This window comes from Streptomyces sp. NPDC087428, assembly GCF_044744085.1.
Taxonomy (GTDB): domain Bacteria; phylum Actinomycetota; class Actinomycetes; order Streptomycetales; family Streptomycetaceae; genus Streptomyces.
Window position 1 is genome coordinate 108,350 of record NZ_JBIUXR010000010.1, and the last position, 15,603, is coordinate 123,952.

General features: G+C 72.3%; 16 protein-coding genes. 9 read left to right on the forward strand and 7 right to left on the reverse strand.

What is annotated here, in order from left to right:
* Nucleotides 1-71: 71 nt before the first annotated feature.
* The 4 genes from ACIO3R_RS22115 to ACIO3R_RS22130 are packed head-to-tail and all read right to left on the reverse strand — an operon-like array spanning nucleotide 72 to nucleotide 4,441.
* Nucleotides 72-1,325: a glycosyl hydrolase gene (locus ACIO3R_RS22115; RefSeq protein ID WP_402108003.1), complete on the reverse strand. Its 1,254-nt coding sequence runs from the start codon at nucleotides 1,323-1,325 to the stop codon at nucleotides 72-74.
* A gap of 50 nt (nucleotides 1,326-1,375) precedes the next feature.
* The gene (locus ACIO3R_RS22120; RefSeq protein ID WP_385030013.1) at nucleotides 1,376-2,236 is read right to left on the reverse strand and encodes a carbohydrate ABC transporter permease; all 861 of its coding nucleotides are present in this window, start codon (nucleotides 2,234-2,236) and stop codon (nucleotides 1,376-1,378) included.
* Nucleotides 2,233-3,147, reverse strand: a complete 915-nt coding sequence (locus ACIO3R_RS22125) for a carbohydrate ABC transporter permease (protein ID WP_402108005.1) — start codon at nucleotides 3,145-3,147, stop codon at nucleotides 2,233-2,235. Before ACIO3R_RS22125 ends, ACIO3R_RS22120 begins: the two co-directional genes overlap by 4 nt.
* 7 nt (nucleotides 3,148-3,154) lie before the next feature.
* Nucleotides 3,155-4,441: an extracellular solute-binding protein gene (locus ACIO3R_RS22130; protein WP_402108008.1), complete on the reverse strand. Its 1,287-nt coding sequence runs from the start codon at nucleotides 4,439-4,441 to the stop codon at nucleotides 3,155-3,157.
* A gap of 410 nt (nucleotides 4,442-4,851) precedes the next feature.
* Between ACIO3R_RS22130 and ACIO3R_RS22135 the strand changes: the two genes are divergently transcribed.
* Nucleotides 4,852-5,877: a LacI family DNA-binding transcriptional regulator gene (locus ACIO3R_RS22135; RefSeq protein ID WP_402108011.1), complete on the forward strand. Its 1,026-nt coding sequence runs from the start codon at nucleotides 4,852-4,854 to the stop codon at nucleotides 5,875-5,877.
* A 19-nt stretch (nucleotides 5,878-5,896) separates the two neighbouring features.
* On the opposite strand, the gene ACIO3R_RS22140 is transcribed toward ACIO3R_RS22135, so the two are convergent.
* The gene (locus ACIO3R_RS22140) at nucleotides 5,897-6,226 is read right to left on the reverse strand and encodes a MerR family transcriptional regulator (protein WP_385030005.1); all 330 of its coding nucleotides are present in this window, start codon (nucleotides 6,224-6,226) and stop codon (nucleotides 5,897-5,899) included.
* 861 nt (nucleotides 6,227-7,087) lie between these two features.
* Here ACIO3R_RS22140 and ACIO3R_RS22145 point away from each other — a divergent pair.
* From ACIO3R_RS22145 to ACIO3R_RS22165, 5 genes are all read left to right on the forward strand, one after another.
* On the forward strand, nucleotides 7,088-7,534 hold the full coding sequence (locus tag ACIO3R_RS22145) for a hypothetical protein (RefSeq protein WP_385030002.1): 447 nt from the start codon (nucleotides 7,088-7,090) through the stop codon (nucleotides 7,532-7,534).
* 12 nt (nucleotides 7,535-7,546) lie between these two features.
* Nucleotides 7,547-8,107, forward strand: coding sequence for a toxin (locus ACIO3R_RS22150; RefSeq protein WP_402108017.1), 561 nt, complete (start codon nucleotides 7,547-7,549; stop codon nucleotides 8,105-8,107).
* Nucleotides 8,108-8,166: 59 nt separating this feature from the next.
* Nucleotides 8,167-9,438 (forward strand): MAB_1171c family putative transporter, encoded by a 1,272-nt coding sequence (locus ACIO3R_RS22155; RefSeq protein ID WP_402108019.1) that lies wholly within the window; start codon nucleotides 8,167-8,169, stop codon nucleotides 9,436-9,438.
* On the forward strand, nucleotides 9,435-10,034 hold the full coding sequence (locus ACIO3R_RS22160; protein WP_385029993.1) for a hypothetical protein: 600 nt from the start codon (nucleotides 9,435-9,437) through the stop codon (nucleotides 10,032-10,034). Before ACIO3R_RS22155 ends, ACIO3R_RS22160 begins: the two co-directional genes overlap by 4 nt.
* A gap of 117 nt (nucleotides 10,035-10,151) precedes the next feature.
* A complete protein-coding gene (locus tag ACIO3R_RS22165) occupies nucleotides 10,152-11,222 on the forward strand; it encodes an NAD-dependent epimerase/dehydratase family protein (protein ID WP_402108022.1) in 1,071 nt (356 codons plus the stop codon).
* A gap of 22 nt (nucleotides 11,223-11,244) precedes the next feature.
* On the opposite strand, the gene ACIO3R_RS22170 is transcribed toward ACIO3R_RS22165, so the two are convergent.
* The gene (locus ACIO3R_RS22170; protein ID WP_385029984.1) at nucleotides 11,245-12,351 is read right to left on the reverse strand and encodes a sensor histidine kinase; all 1,107 of its coding nucleotides are present in this window, start codon (nucleotides 12,349-12,351) and stop codon (nucleotides 11,245-11,247) included.
* On the reverse strand, nucleotides 12,348-13,175 hold the full coding sequence (locus ACIO3R_RS22175) for a response regulator transcription factor (RefSeq protein WP_402108026.1): 828 nt from the start codon (nucleotides 13,173-13,175) through the stop codon (nucleotides 12,348-12,350). The genes ACIO3R_RS22170 and ACIO3R_RS22175 overlap by 4 nt, the downstream gene beginning before the upstream one ends.
* Before the next feature lie 114 nt (nucleotides 13,176-13,289).
* On the opposite strand from ACIO3R_RS22175, the gene ACIO3R_RS22180 reads away from it, so the two are divergent.
* The 3 genes from ACIO3R_RS22180 to ACIO3R_RS22190 are packed head-to-tail and all read left to right on the forward strand — an operon-like array spanning nucleotide 13,290 to nucleotide 15,501.
* Nucleotides 13,290-14,003, forward strand: coding sequence for a glycosyltransferase family 2 protein (locus ACIO3R_RS22180; RefSeq protein ID WP_402108029.1), 714 nt, complete (start codon nucleotides 13,290-13,292; stop codon nucleotides 14,001-14,003).
* 59 nt (nucleotides 14,004-14,062) lie between these two features.
* Nucleotides 14,063-14,701, forward strand: a complete 639-nt coding sequence (locus ACIO3R_RS22185) for a DUF2064 domain-containing protein (RefSeq protein WP_402108031.1) — start codon at nucleotides 14,063-14,065, stop codon at nucleotides 14,699-14,701.
* Nucleotides 14,698-15,501, forward strand: a complete 804-nt coding sequence (locus ACIO3R_RS22190) for a class I SAM-dependent methyltransferase (protein WP_402108033.1) — start codon at nucleotides 14,698-14,700, stop codon at nucleotides 15,499-15,501. Before ACIO3R_RS22185 ends, ACIO3R_RS22190 begins: the two co-directional genes overlap by 4 nt.
* Nucleotides 15,502-15,603: the final 102 nt, after the last annotated feature.

The window sequence follows — 15,603 nt, forward strand, 5'->3', positions numbered from 1 at the left end:
ATGGTGTGCTCCGTATCGTGCGAGGTGCGATTCCGGCGCGGTACGGGGTGGTGGTCACGGAGTGCGTGGGGTCACCGGACCTGGTCCGGTGCGACGACCTCGGTGATGCCGCGGGCGGCCAGGTGCTCCGCGTCGCCGGCCAGGCTCGCGAGGACGGTCGTGGGGCGGGCCCCGTCCGCGGTCAGCCGGGCGAAGGCCTCGAAGACCTCGCCGCCGGGGGCGCAGGTGGAGCGGCGGGGCGCGGTCGTGTCGTCCCCGGTGTCGACGACGAGGGCCGTGGTCCGGGGCGCGGGCCGGTGCGTCCTGCCGCGCTGCTCCTCGATGATCCGGGCGATGGCCCGGCCGGCCGGCTTGACCTGCCGGTCGTTGGTCAACAGGCCGAGCCCGTATTCGAGTTCGGGGAAGTCGGCGAGCGAGCGGGACACGTCGTGGGAGCACCACCAGGTGACGCCCCAGACGTCCTCGCAGTCCAGCGCGTTCTCGACGGTCGCCGCGGTGAACCCGGCGGCGTGCTCGGCCGGGATCAGCGGGGCGGGGGCGCCGACCTCCTGGAGCCAGACCGGCCGGTGCGGGTCGAGGGCCCAGGCCTTGGAGAGCTCGATCAGGTAGGCGGCGTGGTGCTCGGTGGCGGTGCCGGTGCGGCCGTGCCGCTGGGCGGTGCCGTTGAAGACCCAGGAGTGCACGGCGGTGACGGCTCCGATCCGGGCCGCGTGCGCGGGGGTGAAGGCGTGGTCGTCCTGGTACCAGGAGGCGTCGTACTCAGCGTGCAGATGGAGCTTCCCCGGCGCCCCCTCCTCGCAGGCGTCGAGCATCCGGGTCAGCCAGCCGCCCGCCTGTTCGGGGGTGATGCGGTCCGGGTCGGGGTGCGGCTCCCCCGAGAACTGGTTGATCTCGTTGCCGAGCGTCATCCCGATGAAGTGGGGCCGGTCGGCGAGGGCGGCGGCCAGCGTCCGCAGGTACTCGGCCTGGCCGGAGACCACGTCGGGGTCGGTGAAGATGTTGCGCCGGTGCCAGGTCCGGGTCCAGGCGGGCAGGAAGTCGAAGCTCGACAGATGGCCCTGGAGCCCGTCCACGCTGACGTCGAGCCCGCGTTCGGCGGCGGCGTCGGCGAGCTGGACGAGCTGCTCGACGGCGCGCGGGCGGATCAGGGTGCGGTTGGGCTGGAAGAGCGGCCAGAGCGGGAAGACCCGGATGTGGTCGAGGCCGAGACCGGCGATCGAGTCCAGGTCGGCGCGCACGGCGTCGAGGTCGAAGTCCAGCCAGTGGTGGAACCAGCCCTGGCTGGGCGTGTAGTTGGCGCCGAAGCGCGGCGGGGAGGTGCTCATACGGAACAGGGGTCCTGGTTCTGTGGTGCGGCGGGAGGTGGGCGGCGGGGTCAGCCCTTGACGGCGCCTTCGCCGACACCCCGGAAGAAGAAGCGCTGCAGCCCGGCGAAGAGCACGATGAGCGGGAGCACGGCGATGATCGTGCCCGCGGCGACGAGCCGTTCGTCGTTGGCGAAGGTGCCGTGCAGATAGTTCAGCCCGATGGTCAGGGTGAAGTTCTCCGGGTCGCTGAGGACGATCAGCGGCCACAGGAAGTCGTCCCACGAGCCCATGAAGGCGAAGATCGCGACGACGGCGAGGGTGCCCTTGACCGAGGGCAGCGCGATCCGCAGGAAGCGCTGCCACACATTGGCGCCGTCCACGAAGGCCGCTTCCTCCACCTCCTGCGGGAGGTTCAGGAAGGCGTTGCGCATCAGCAGGACGTTCATCGCCCCGACGGACCCCGGCAGCAGCACCCCGAGCAGGGTGTTGTTCAGTCCGAGATCACGCATGGTGGTGAACTGGGCGATGATGATGCCCTCCACGGGCACGAGCATGGCGAGGATGAACGCCAGTGTCGCGGCCCGGCGCCCCCGGTAGCGCAGCCGGGCCAGTGCGTAGCCCGCCAGTGCGGCGCCGACGCAGTTGGTGACCACGTTGGCGGCGGCGACCTTCAGGGAGTTGAAGGCGTAGTCCCACACCGGGATGGTGTCGGCGACCCTGCTGTAGTTGTCCAGGGTCGGATCGCTGGGGAAGAACTTCGGCGGCGAGCTGAAGATGTCCTCGTTCGGACCCTTCAGCGAGGTCGAGAGCTGCCACAGGAACGGTCCTACGGTCAGCACCAGTACGGCGAGCAGCAGCACGTACCGCAGGACGAGCTGCCAGGGCGCGACGCGGCGCCCTTCCGCGTCGGTGGTCTTCAGGAAGCTCACGCGTCCTCCTTGCGGTCGGCGCGCAGCACCAGGAGCATCAGGCCGACGGTGACGACGAAGATGACGACCGAGATGGCGGAGGCGTACCCGACCCGCCCGGTCAGCCCGGTGCCGACCCGCTGGACGAGCATCACCAGGGTGGTGTCCTCGCCCGCCGGGCCGCCGGAGGGGCCGGCCATCAGATAGACCTCGGAGAAGACCTTGAAGGCGGAGACCGAGGACAGCGCCGCGACCAGCACCATGGTGGAGCGGATGGCGGGAACGGTGACGGTGAAGAAGCGGCGCGCGACGCCGGCACCGTCCACGGAGGCGGCCTCGTGCAGCTCCCTCGGTACGTTCGAGAGCGCGGCCAGGTAAATGATCATGTAGTAGCCGAGGCCCTTCCAGACCGTGACCACCATCGCGCTGCCCAGCAGCAGCCACTGGTCACTGAGGAAGCCGACCTTGCCGATGCCCACGGCTTCCAGGAGGGAGTTGATCAGCCCCCGGTCGTCGAGCATCCACACCCAGATCAGGCCGACGACGACGATGGACGCGACGACCGGGGTGTAGAAGGCGGAGCGGAAGAAGGTGATGCCGGGGATGTGCCGCTGGACGAGCATCGCCAGCAGCAGCGGCAGGATGACGAGGGCCGGGACGACGACCAGGACGTACAGCGCGCTGTTGCGCAGCCCGGTCCAGAACATCTCGTCGTGCAACAGCTCACGGAAGTTGGCCAGGCCGACGAACTTCCCCGGGACCAGGGTCCGCCGGTCGGTGAAGGCGTTGACCAGGGTACTGAAGAACGGGTAGAGGCTGAAGGCACCGACCACGATCAGTCCGGGTGCCGCGAACAGCCAGGGGCTGAGGGGCAGATGGCGGCTAATCCGGCGGGCGGGAGCGGGAGCAGGAGCGGGAGCGGGGGTGGTCACCGGGGGCTCAGCTCTGCTGCAAGAGCCGGTCACAGGCCTTGACAGCGTTGTCGAGGGCCTCCTCGGGACTCTGCTTTCCTTGCAGCGCCTTGGCGATCTGGTTGCGCAGCTCGGTCTTCATCTGCTCGCTGAACAGGACCGGCGTGTAATTGACCGCCGTCTTCAGGGACTTGGCGGCGGCGACCCGGACGCGGGTCTCGTCGGTGCCGTCCTCCTCGGTGAAGTACGGGTCGTCGAGCGATCCGGCGGTGCTGGGGAAGATGGCGACCTTCTTCGAGAACTCCATCTGCCGGGTCGCGTCGGTCATGTAGTGGGCGAAGGCCACGGCGGCGGGCTTCCGCTTGGTCTGCGCGTTCACCATGATGCCCATGACGTACATGTTGGCCTTGCCGGTGCTGCTGACCTGGTCGGTGATCCCGATGTTCTTGTAGAGGCTCGGGGCCTGCTTCCTGAAGTTGGCCAGGTCCAGCGCGCTGCCGGGGTTCATCGCCACGGACTCGGTGAGGAACTTGTGGCCCGACGACTCCGGGGTCGCGGTCAGGGCCTGCGCGTCGAGCGCCTTGGCGTCGTACAACTCCTTGTAGTGCGTGAGGAGTTCGATGCCCTTGGCGTCATTGAAGGCGAAGCCGGTGCCTTCCTTGTTCATCAGCTGTCCGCCGTAGCGGCCGAAGTCCTCGATGGTGGGGACGTTCGCGAGGGTGGCGACCTTGCCCTTGCTCTTCTCGGCCAGCTTCAGTCCGTCGGAGAAGACCTCGTCGTAGGTGGACGGCGGATCCTTCGGGTCAAGTCCGGCCTCCCGGAGGAGGCGCTTGTTGTAGAACATCGGCCCGGTGTTGAGGTACCAGGGGAAGGCGAACGTCCCTTCCGTGCCCGGTATCTGATGGCTCTTCCAGGCGCCCGGCAGGTACTCGGAGCGGTACTTCGGAGCCGCCTTGTCGAGGTCCAGTGCGATGCCCGCCTTGGCCAGCGGAGCCACCAGGTCGGGCGACACGTTGACGACGTCCGGCAGGGTGCCGCCGGCCGCGTCCGCGCTGATCTTGTCCGCGTAGCCCTCGCCGGGCCGGTCGACCCACTTGACGTCGGTGTCCGGGTACTTCTTCTCGAAGTCCGCGATCACGCCGTTGAAGTAGTCCTTGAAGTTCGCCTGGAGGTTCCAGGTCTGGAAGGTGATCTTGCCTTCGACCTTGCCCGAGGCGTCGGACGAACTCGACCCCGATCCACCGCCACAGGCGCTCAACGGCAGGACGGCGGCGAGGACGGCGGCAGTGGCGACTGCTCTGCGAGAGATGCGCACGGTGAACGGCTCCTTTGCTCGGACCAGGCGTGCGGACGGCGAACCGGAGGTCGCGGACCGGCCGGATGCGTTCGCCCAGCAGACCCTGCAATGCGCGTGACGGAAAGTCAATACATTCTCCGCAGTTACGTGCTTACCCTCGACATACTCGCAGGTCAGCGCCGAGCGACCACGCATTGAAGATCCATGACTAATGCGCTTTAGGTGCCATCAGCTCAAGCGCATTAGTTGTCGGAGTGCTTCGCTCGACCAATGGACCGGGAAGCCCTACGATGCCCCCCGGGGGAGCGCGAACCCGACGACCCATGAGAGCCACAGGGAACGCAGGAGAGAGGCACGCGGTGACACCGAAGCGGCCACCGGCCGGGGACACCCCGCCGGCCAGACGCACGCCCGCACGACGGCCGACCATGAAGGACATCGCCCAGCGGGCCGGCGTGTCGGAGAGCGCGGTCTCCTTCGCGCTCAACGACCGCCCGGGGGTCTCGGCGATCACCCGGGACCGAATCCGGCGCGTGGCCGAGCAGTTGGGCTGGCATCCGAGCACCGCCGCCCGTGCGCTGTCGGGCGAGGGCTCGGCCACCGTGGGGCTGGTGGTGGCCCGTCCGGCGGCGAACCTGGGCGTGGACTCCTTCTTCCTCCAGCTGATCTCCGGCATCCAGGAGGTCCTGGCCGAACGCCGGCTCGGGCTGCTCTTCCAGGTGGTGGAGGACGTGACGGCCGAGTGCGCCGTCTACCGCCGCTGGTGGGCCGAGCGGCGGGTCGACGGCGTCCTCGTCGTCGACCCCCGCACCGATGACCCGCGCGTCGGCCTGCTGGACGAACTGGGCCTGCCCGGCGTCGTCATCGGCGCCCTTCCCGGCAGCGACACCGGCCCCCACCCGGGCCTCTCGCAGATCCGCGCCGACGACGCGGGCGCGATGGCGGCCGTCGTCGGCCGGCTGCACGAGCTGGGGCACCGGCGCATCGTGCACATCGCCGGACTGCCCTCACTCGCGCACACCGACCGGCGCATCCGGTCCCTGCGCATCGAGGCCGACCGGCGCGGACTGACCGAGGCCCACTCGGTGACCACGGACTACTCGGACACCGGGGGCGCGGCCGTGACCCGCCGGGTACTGGAGCAGGACACCCCGCCGACCGCGATCGTCTACGACAACGACGTGATGGCCGCGGCCGGGGTGGCGGTCACGGCGGGCCTCGGCTTCCGGGTCCCGGCCGATGTGTCGGTGGTGTCGTGGGAGGACTCCGCGCTGTGCCGGCTCACCGCGCCGTGGCTGACCGCGCTGTCCAGGGACACGGTCGCGTTCGGGCGGCTCGCGGCGCGGGAGCTGACCGCGCTGCTCGACGGCGGCACGGCGCACACCATCCAGGTGCCGCTGCCCCGGCTCATCGAACGGGGCAGCACGGCGGCGGTGGTGGAGACGGCGCCCTGAAAAGCGTGAAAAGCCGCCCTCAGGGGCCGGGAGTCGGCCTGCGCAGTTCCTCGTTGAGCCGGAGCGCCTCTTCGAGCTGGTCCTCCAGGATCACGATGCGGCAGGCGGCCTCGACCGGCGTGCCCCCGTCGACGAGCTCCCTGGCGCGGGCGGCGACGCGGAGCTGGTAGCGGGAGTAGCGGCGGTGGCCGCCCTCCGACCGCAGCGGGGTGATCAGCCTGGCCTCGCCGATCGCGCGGAGGAATCCGGGCGTGGCGCCGATCATCTCCGCGGCGCGGCCCATGGTGTAGGCGGGGTAGTCGTCGTCATCGAGACGGTCGGTGGGATGCGGAGGGGTTTCTGGGGGCATGGGCACCTGCCGCGTGTCGCCGAATTCGTTGACCGGAGGAGGAATTCTCGTTGTGCGAGCCATCGTCTCTATCATAGCCGCGACAGATTTCCCTGGCCGGATGGGGGAAGTTATCTGAGCGGGCCGCCCCCGGGGCCCCCGGTCCGGCGCGCGGTCCCGCCCTCTTCGGCCGCGTCCGCCGGGCCCGTACACCGCGCTCGCCAAGAACACTGACCGGCGGGTCAGTTGATGACTGCGTGCCCTCGGGCCATAATGCACACGTAGCCCTTCACGCATCCCCCGTCGTGAAGGGCTACACCCCTGTGCGCACCCTGCCCCGTCATGGGAGGCCCCGTCCGCGCAGGCGTCGCCGCCGAACTCACGGGCAAGGGGCTCCCCTCGTGGTCCCCTGCCCGTGTTTTTTTGAGTTAACAGTGACGTAGAGTATTTGCGCAACCCTGCTCCTGTACACCGCCGCAGGATGTGCTGGTACGTCCCCGTTCGGAATGCGCTCACGCGCATCCGCGATGCGCTCATGGTCTCCCGCGCCGGGGGCGACGGGCCGGGGTCGCGAGCTGCTGCCGGTGGGGGCACGAGCGAGTTGTGGCGCCCGGAAATGAGTCCGGTGCCCTTCACGGGTGAGGGTGGGAACAGGAGCCCTGAAGTCGAATGGGTGACCTGGGCGGTGGTGGCTCGTCATGCGGGTCAGGGGCCACCCGGTGTCTGCCTACCGTCCGGGATGCGCGCAGTGCCGGACAGTGGGTCCAACCCAGTCACACACTGAGTAGGAACGGTTCGTTACAGTACGAGCCCGTTGACCGAATCGGACACCGCACGGCACCGGACAGAACCCGGGCGGGGCCCGGACACGTGGGGGGCCGGATGGACAGCGGCGAGGAACGCGCGCCGGAACTGCGGACGTTGCGGCAGAAGGTCGAGTACATGGTCGAGAAGACCTTCCCCGGCCGGAAGATCTCGGGGCGGGTCTTCGCGGACCTGGTCAAGGAACGCGGCGGATCGCTCTCGCACAGCTACTTCTCCAACATCCTGGCCGGCAAGGTCACCCAGCCCTCCGAGGACATCCTCAAGGCGCTCGGCCTCGGCTTCGGCGTGGACTGGCGCTTCTTCAAGGAGGAGTCCGAGGTCGTCGACGACGTCGTCGACGGTCTGCAGTTCCTGGCCAAGCGGCGCACCGGGGACATCAGCGGGCTGGCCGGACGGGGACTGGACGAGGAGGGGCTGCCCCCGGAGCTGCTGCAGTTCGCGCTCGCCCTGCTGGAGGACGCGAAGAACCGGCAGCGTCCCGCCGACGGCGGACCACGGAGTTAGGGCCTCGGTCACATGTCCCTGCGCAGACTGCGGAGAGAGTGCGAGGCCGGGCTCGCCGGGCTCCCCCTGCCCGCGCCCTTCTCGATCGCCGGGCTGGTGGCGAACATGGAGGAGGCGGGCGACCGCACCATCGTGCTGCACGAGATGCCCGACCGGCTGGCGCGCGTCAACGGCGCCTGCGGGCTGCGGCTGAAGGCCGGCGGGACCAGCTTCGTCCTCTACCGCCGGCGCCCCACCGCGTACCAGACCCAGCACGTCATCCTGCACGAGCTGTGCCACGAGTGGTTCGACCACGGCACCTCGCTGGACGCCGAGCAGCTCCAGCGGCTGCTGCCCGTCTTCGACACCTCGCTGATCTCCCGGGTCATCGGCCCCGACGCGCTCCGGACCCCCGACGCCGTGCAGGCCCGCGCCCAGTACGACACCCACGACGAACGCATGGCCGAATTCGGTGCCTCGCTCATCCCGCGGATGGCCAGGGAGGTGACGAGCGATGACATGGTGGGGCGGCTCGCCGACTCGCTCTCCGTCCCTGCCGCCCACCGCCGCCGCGGCCTGTTCCGCCGTACGTAGCACCGGCCCGGCCCCCGCTCCGCAGCCGAACCCCTTCCCCCACCCCGAGGACTTCCGCCGTGACACCGCTCGACCTCGCCGGCTACCTGATAGCCGGCCTGATGACAGCCGTCGCCCTGTGGCGCATGCCGGCCGCCCTCTGGGGCGACGAGGACGACCGCCGCCGCCGGGCCCTGTGGGGCTGCTACGCGGGATTCGCCGCCGCCCTGTGGACCAAGACCCGGGTCGTGCGCATCGGGCTCAACGACAGCTCGGTCACCGACCTCTCGGTGCTGATCAAGCACTACACGGCGACCGTCGCGATCCTGGCCATCCTCAGCTACATCGTCGCCATCTACGGCCGGTACCCGGAGGCCGGGGACGTCCCGCGGCACGTACGGTTCGCCCGGCTGATCCAGCAGGTGGCCGCGAAGGCGTCGGTCGCCACGCTGGTGCTGCTGACGGTGCTGTTCTTCACGGTCGTCGACCGTTCCGTCCCCTCGGACCGCTTCGTCGCCGACCACGCCGGGCAGTGGGGCGCGACGCTCTACATGAGCGTGTTCTACCTCTACCTCGGCACCGCGTCCGCCGTCTGCGCCTACCAGTGGGCGCTGGCCACCGCGAGCGCCGGGCTCCGCCGGCTGCGGATCGGCCTCGGCATGATGACGTTCGCGATGTTCATCGGGGTCGGATACACCGTCAGCCGGACGCTGTTCCTCTGGGTGAGCGTGATCGACCCGCCGAGCGAGGCCTTCGCGCTGGACTTCGACGAGATCACCGAGGCCTCCCAGGTGGTGCTGTTCGCCTTCTTCGCGGTCGGCGCCTCCATCCCCGCCCTGAGCAACCTCCGCCGCCGGGCGAAGCTCTGGCGCGCCCAGGTCCGACTGCACGCGCTCTGGTACGAGTTGATGGCGGCCTTCCCCGACCAGCCCTTCGACCCCCCGGCCTCGCTGGTCCGCGAGCTGACCCGGTTCGGCACCCCGGCGGACCTGCGGATCGACCGCTGGACGGCGGACATCGCCGACGCGGTGGAGAAGCTGCGCCACTACGCCCCCGACACCCTCCTCGCGGCCGCAGGGGCCGCCGCCGGGGCCGGCACCACCGACCGGGAGCGGACGGGACCGCTCACCGACGCGTACTGGATCAAGGCGGCCCTCGCGGCCCACGCCGACGGCACGGCCCCCGGGGACGCGGCGGCCGTCGGCACCCAGCACGCGACCGACCAGGACGGCGAGGTCGCCTGGCTGGTCCGGGTCGCCGCCGCCTACCGGACGGTCACGGCGGACCGGGCCCGGCAGGTCCTGGACTCCTCCACAGCGACAACAGCAGCGGCAAAGGAGCAGACGGCATGAGCGGCACCGGCATCGCGGAGACCTCCCGCACCACCTCCACCGCCCGTACGGTGACCGACGTCTTCCAGCCACGTAACCTCCTGCTCGCCGGGATGCCCGCGACCGGGTTCGCGGCGGCGGGCGAGTGGACGGGACTGCTGTGGGGACTGCTCGGCGCCCTGTGCGCCGGGATCGTCCCGGCCGGCTACATCGAGTGGGAACGCGGACGCGGCACCTGGGGCGACCGCCACGTCGTCGACCGCACCAAGCGGGCCCCGATCTTCCTCGTCATCCTCGGCTCCATCGGCACCGGTTCCGCGGTCATGGTGCTGGGCGGCGCCCCCACCGGCATCCTGACCGCGATGCTCGCGCTCTGGGCGATGACGGTCGTCCTGCTGGCCGTGAACACGGTCTGGAAGATCTCGGTGGACGCCTCGGTCGCCTCGGCCGTCGTCGCCCTGCTCGCCGTGGTCCATTCGCCGTGGTGGCTGTGCGGGTACCTGATGACGGCCGCCGTGTGCTGGTCCCGGGTCGCGCTCGGCTACCACACGGTCGGCCAGGTGACCGCGGGGACCGCGCTGGGCGCGGCCACGGCCGGCGCGTTCCTGTTCGGCTGAGCCGTCGTCACGGGGCGGCCGGAAGCCGTCCCGCCGAACGGGTCCGGTTCTTACGGTCCCGTGACGTGCCGACCGCGCAACCCCGCCCGCCGGCCGCGGCGTCCTAGCGTGGCCGCCATGCGCGTACTGGTCACCGGCGGAGCCGGGTTCATCGGGTCGGAGATCGTCCGGACCCTCACCTCTGCCGGGCACGAGGCGGTGGTGCTCGACGCCCTGCTCCCCTCGGCACACGGCGAGGGAGCGGACCGGCGGGCCGACAGCCGGCTGATCGTCGCGGACGTCCGCGACCGCGAGGCCGTGGACCGCGCGCTGCGCGGCATCGACGCCGTGTGCCACCAGGCGGCGATGGTCGGCCTCGGCAAGGACTTCGCGGACGCCCCGCAGTACGTCGGGTGCAACGACCTCGGGACGGCCGTGCTGCTCGCCGCCGCGGCCGGGGCCGGGGTGCGGAGCCTGGTGCTCGCCGGATCGATGGTGGTCTACGGCGAGGGCCGCTACGCGTGCCGGCTCCACGGCCCGGTCCGGCCGGGGCCCAGGGCGGAGACCGATCTGGCCGCGGGCCGGTTCGAGCCGCTCTGCCCCTCCTGCGGTACGGAGCTGACCCCGGGGCTCGTCGGCGAGGACGCGCCGGTGGACCCGCGCAATGTGTACGCGAGCACCAAGCTCGCCCAGGAACACCTCGCCTCCTCCTGGGCGCGCGCCACCGGCGGGCGGGCACTGTCGCTGCGCTACCACAACGTGTACGGGCCGGGGATGCCGCGCGACACCCCGTATGCCGGGGTCGCCTCCTTCTTCCGCTCGTCGCTGGCCCGGGGCGAGTCGCCGCGGGTCTTCGAGGACGGCGCGCAGCGGCGGGACTTCGTCCATGTGCGGGACGTGGCGTCCGCGAACGCGGTGGCGCTGGAGGCCGTCTCCGGGCTCCCGCCGGGCGGCTTCACCGCCTACAACACCGGGAGCGGGGAGCCGCACACCATCGGCGAGATGGCCCAGGCCCTGGCCTCCGCCCACGGCGGCCCGGCCCCGGCGGTCACCGGTGAGTACCGGCTCGGGGACGTACGCCATGTCACGGCCGACTCCCGGCGGCTCCGCGACGAGCTGGGCTGGAAGCCCGCGGTGGGCTTCGCGGAGGGGATGGCGGAGTTCGCGGCGGCCCCGCAGCGGGACATGGCCGCGAGCCCGGCCCACTGACGCGGCGTCCGCCGCCCCGCGCTCACGCCACCGGCAGGGTGACCTCGAAGCAGCAGCCGCCGGTGACGTTGCGGACCTCGGCCCGGCCCGCGTGCGCCTCGACGATCCCGCGGACGATGGCGAGCCCGAGGCCCGCGCCGGCCGGGGGCGTACGGGCGTGGGTGCCGCGCCATCCGGTGTCGAAGACCCTGGCCAGGTCCTCTTCCGGGATGCCGCCGCAGCCGTCGGTCACCGACAGGACCACACCGCCGCCGGTGCGTTGCGCGGCCACCGCCACGGTGCCGTCGGCGGGGGTGCGGCGGATCGCGTTGATCAGGAGGTTGCCCAGGACCCGGCTCATCTCCTTGCCGTCGACCTCGACGGGCACCGCCTCGATCCGGTCACCGACCAGCCGTACACCGTGCTCGCGGGCCAGCGGGTCCGCGCCGGCGAGCGCGTCGCCCACCAGGTCGTACACGGAGATCCGGGTGGGGCTGAGGGTGAGCGAACCGGCGTGGATGCGGGAGAGCTCGAAGAGGTCGCCGACCATGTCGTTCATGCGCTCCACCTCGGTGCGTATCTGCCGCAGATAGCGCCGCGAGTCGACGGCCATGCCGTCCTCCAGCGCCTCCGACATGGCCCGCAGCCCGGCGAGCGGGGTGCGCAGGTCGTGCGAGATCCAGGCGACGAGCTCCCGCCGCGAGGTCTCCAGGGCGCGCTCGCGCTCCCGTGAACTGTCGAGCTTGGCACTGGTGGCGGCCAGCTCCCTGGTGAGGGCGGCGAGTTCGGCGGTGGCCGGGGCGGCGGGCGCCGCGAAGGTCCCGCCGTCACCGAAGGAGCGGGCGGCGAGGGTCAGATCGCGGCTGCGCGCCGCCACCCAGCGGCCCAGCAGCATCGCGGTGACGAGCGAGACGACGGCGGCCATCGCGACGACGGTCGTGACCACGGACAGGTCGTGCGGCGACAGGAACATCGCCCAGGCGACGGCCAGCGTCCCGGCGAGCATCGCGGTCACGGCGACCGCGGCGACCACGGTCAGCGAGACGACGAGCGAGCGGTGCCGGAAGAGCCGCAGGACGAGCGCGCCCAGCAGCCCGGCCGCGGCCGCGCCGAGGAAAGCGAACAGCGCGATGAGGAGTATGTCGGTCATGCCGGCTCCTCCGGGGCGGCGTCCGCCAGCGGACCGGACGTCAGGTCCAGGCGGTAGCCCACACCCCAGACCGTACGGATGAGTTCCGGCCGGGCCGGGTCCGCCTCGACCTTGCCGCGCAGCCGGCGCACGTGGACCGTCACCGTCGACAGGTCACCGAAGTCCCAGCCCCACACCTCGCTCATCAGCTCCTCCCGGGTGAAGGCCCGGCCCGGGTGGCGCAGCAGGAAGGCGAGCAGGTCGAACTCGCGCAGGGTGAGGGCCAGTACCCGGCCGTCCCTGGCCGCCCGCCTGGCCGCCGGGTCGAGGACGAGGCCCGCGCCCTCGATCAGCGCCGAGCGCCCGGCGGGCAGGGCGGCCGGACCGGCGCGGCGCAGCACGGAATCGACGCGCAGGACGAGTTCGCGCGGGCTGAACGGCTTGGTGACGTAGTCGTCCGCCCCCGTCTCCAGGCCGAGGACGCGGTCGTCCTCGTCGCCGCGCGCGGTCAGCATGATGACGGGCACCCGGCCGTGTGCCCGCATCCGGCGGCAGACCTCGAAGCCGTCCATGCCGGGCAGCATCAGGTCCAGCACGACCAGGTCGGGGCGGCGGCGGGCGAAGCACTCCAGCGCGGCCGGGCCGTCCGCCGCGCGGGCCACGTCGTAACCGGCACCGGTCAGGTATCCGGCGACGACCTCGGAGACGGTCGGGTCGTCGTCCACGACGAGGACATGGCCGGGGGCGGTGGCCGGGTCACGGGCGGGAGCGGGGCCGGGGACGGAGGCCTCGGCCCCGGCTCCCCGGTCCCCGGAGGCCGGACGGGCGGGAAGGGCGGGCTGCATGCCCCCACCCTGGCACCCGCTCCCCGCGCGCCGGGCGCGTGGACACCGCCACACGGTCGATGTCCACGTTTCGTAAGAATCCATGGCCCGAAATGTCGGATTGCGCTCCGTAGGGTGAGCCGGGTGACCGACTCCTCCGATAACTCCGGCCCCCGCGCCGACGTCGTGCTCCCCTGCCTGGACGAGGCCGCCGCCCTCCCCGGGGTGCTCGGCGCGATCCCGCGCGGCTGGCGCGCCATCGTCGTCGACAACGGCTCCACCGACGGCTCGGCCGAACTCGCCCGGTCGCTCGGCGCGACGGTGGTGCACGAGCCGCGGCGCGGCTTCGGCTCCGCCTGCCACGCCGGGCTGCTCGCCGCCGAGGCGGAGTTCGTCTGCTTCTGCGACTGCGACGGGTCCCTGGACCCGGGGCTGCTCCCCGGCTTCGTCCGCCGGATCGCGGACGGCGAGAGCGATCTGCTGCTCGGCCGCCGTCGCCCCGACCGGCTCGGCGCCTGGCCCCTGCACGCCCGTGCCGGGAACCTGGCGCTGTCCCGGCTGCTGCGCAGACGTACCGGGCTGCGGCTGCACGACCTGGGCCCGATGCGCGCCGGGCGCCGGGCGGACCTGCTGGCGCTCAGCCTCACCGACCGGCGCAGCGGGTACCCGTTGCAGATGGTGGTGCGGGCGGCGGACGCGGGACTGCGGGTCGCCGAGACGGATGTCCCCTACCTCTCGCGCACCGGGAAGTCGAAGGTCACCGGCACCTGGCGGGGCACCTGGCACGCGGTGCGCGACATGCGCGCGGTGCTGGGCGAGGCGCCGGTCGCGGTGGGGGTGTCCCGGTGAAGCCGGCGGCCTGTACGGGGACGACAGAGCGCCCCGGAACCGTCGGCGAGAGCCCGCCCGTGGGGCCGGTGACCCTGCTGGTCATCGCGAAGGAACCGCTGCCCGGCCGGGTCAAGACCCGGCTGACGCCGCCCTTCACCCCGCGGGAGGCCGCGCGGCTCGCCGAGGCCTCGCTCACCGACACCCTGCGCACCGTCCTCGCGCTGCCCGCCGCGCGGCGGGTGCTCGTCCTCGACGGGGCGCCGGGGCCCTGGCTGCCGCCGGGCATCGAGGTGGTGGGCCAGTGCGCGGGCGGCCTCGACGAACGGCTGGCCGCCGCGTTCGCCGGCAGCACGGGGCCGACGCTCCTCATCGGCATGGACACCCCGCAGCTCACCGCCGCCGATCTGGCGCCCGCGCTCTCCGCCGGTTCCTGGGACGGCTGCGACGCCTGGTTCGGCCCGGCGGAGGACGGCGGCTTCTGGGCGCTGGGCCTGGCAGAGCCGGACCCGGAGCTGCTGCGCGGGGTGCCGATGTCCGTGCCGGAGACCGGCGCGGTGCAGCGGCGGCGGCTGGTCGGCGCCGGACTGACGGTGCGTGATCTGCCCAGGCTGCGGGACGTGGACACGGCTGCCGACGCCGTGGACGTCGCCGCCCTGGCGCCGCACGGCCGGTTCGCCTCCGTACTCGCCGGACTGACCGGGGAGGTGGCCCGATGAGCCAGACGGTTCCCCGGCACGGAACGGTCCGCCCGCCGCACCCGGACACCACCTCCTGGAGCACCGACCCGTACGCCAACGCCCTGCGCAACGGCCACGGCCCGCTGTTCCTGCGCCGCACGGACGGCTGGCTGCTGCCGCTGGACGTGGAGCGCTGGTGCGCGGGCGCGGACGCCGCGGACCTGTCCGCGCTGCACCGCTGCGAGGGGCCCGTCCTGGACATCGGGTGCGGGCCCGGCCGGCTCGTCGCGGCGCTCGCGGCCCGCGGCCACCGTGCGCTCGGCATCGACGTGAGCGAGGCGGCGGTGGCCCGCACCCTGCGGCTCGGCGGCTCCGCCCTGCACCGCTCGGTCTTCGAACCCCTTCCGGGCGAGGGCCGTTGGGGCACCGTCCTGCTCGTCGACGGCAACATCGGCATCGGCGGCGACCCGCGCAGGCTCCTGCACCGGACGGCGGCCGTGCTCGCCCCCGGCGGGCTGCTCATCGCGGAGACCGCGCCGCAGGACATCGACGAGCGGGTCCGGGTCCAGCTGGACGACGGGCGCGCCGACCGGGCCGCGCCCGTCGCGCCCTTCCCCTGGGCCCGGCTCGGCACACCGGCGCTGCTGCGGTACGCCGGGCTCCTCGGCTGGCCGACCGTCGATCAGTGGGAGGCGGACGGCCGCACCTTCGTCTCCCTGCGCCGCAGCCGCAGCGTCCTGACGACCAGCCAGAGCGCCGACAGCACGAACAGCGCGGCCGTGATCAGCAGCCAGTTCCCCAGGAACACATCGGGGGAGAGCCCGCTCGCCGACTCGTAGCGCGTCGCGTGCCGGGTGATCAGCGGCCACCACATCAGCAGCAGCAGGCCGGACAGGAAGACCGGCACCCGGACGAAGTTGACCAGGCCGGGGCGCGGCCCG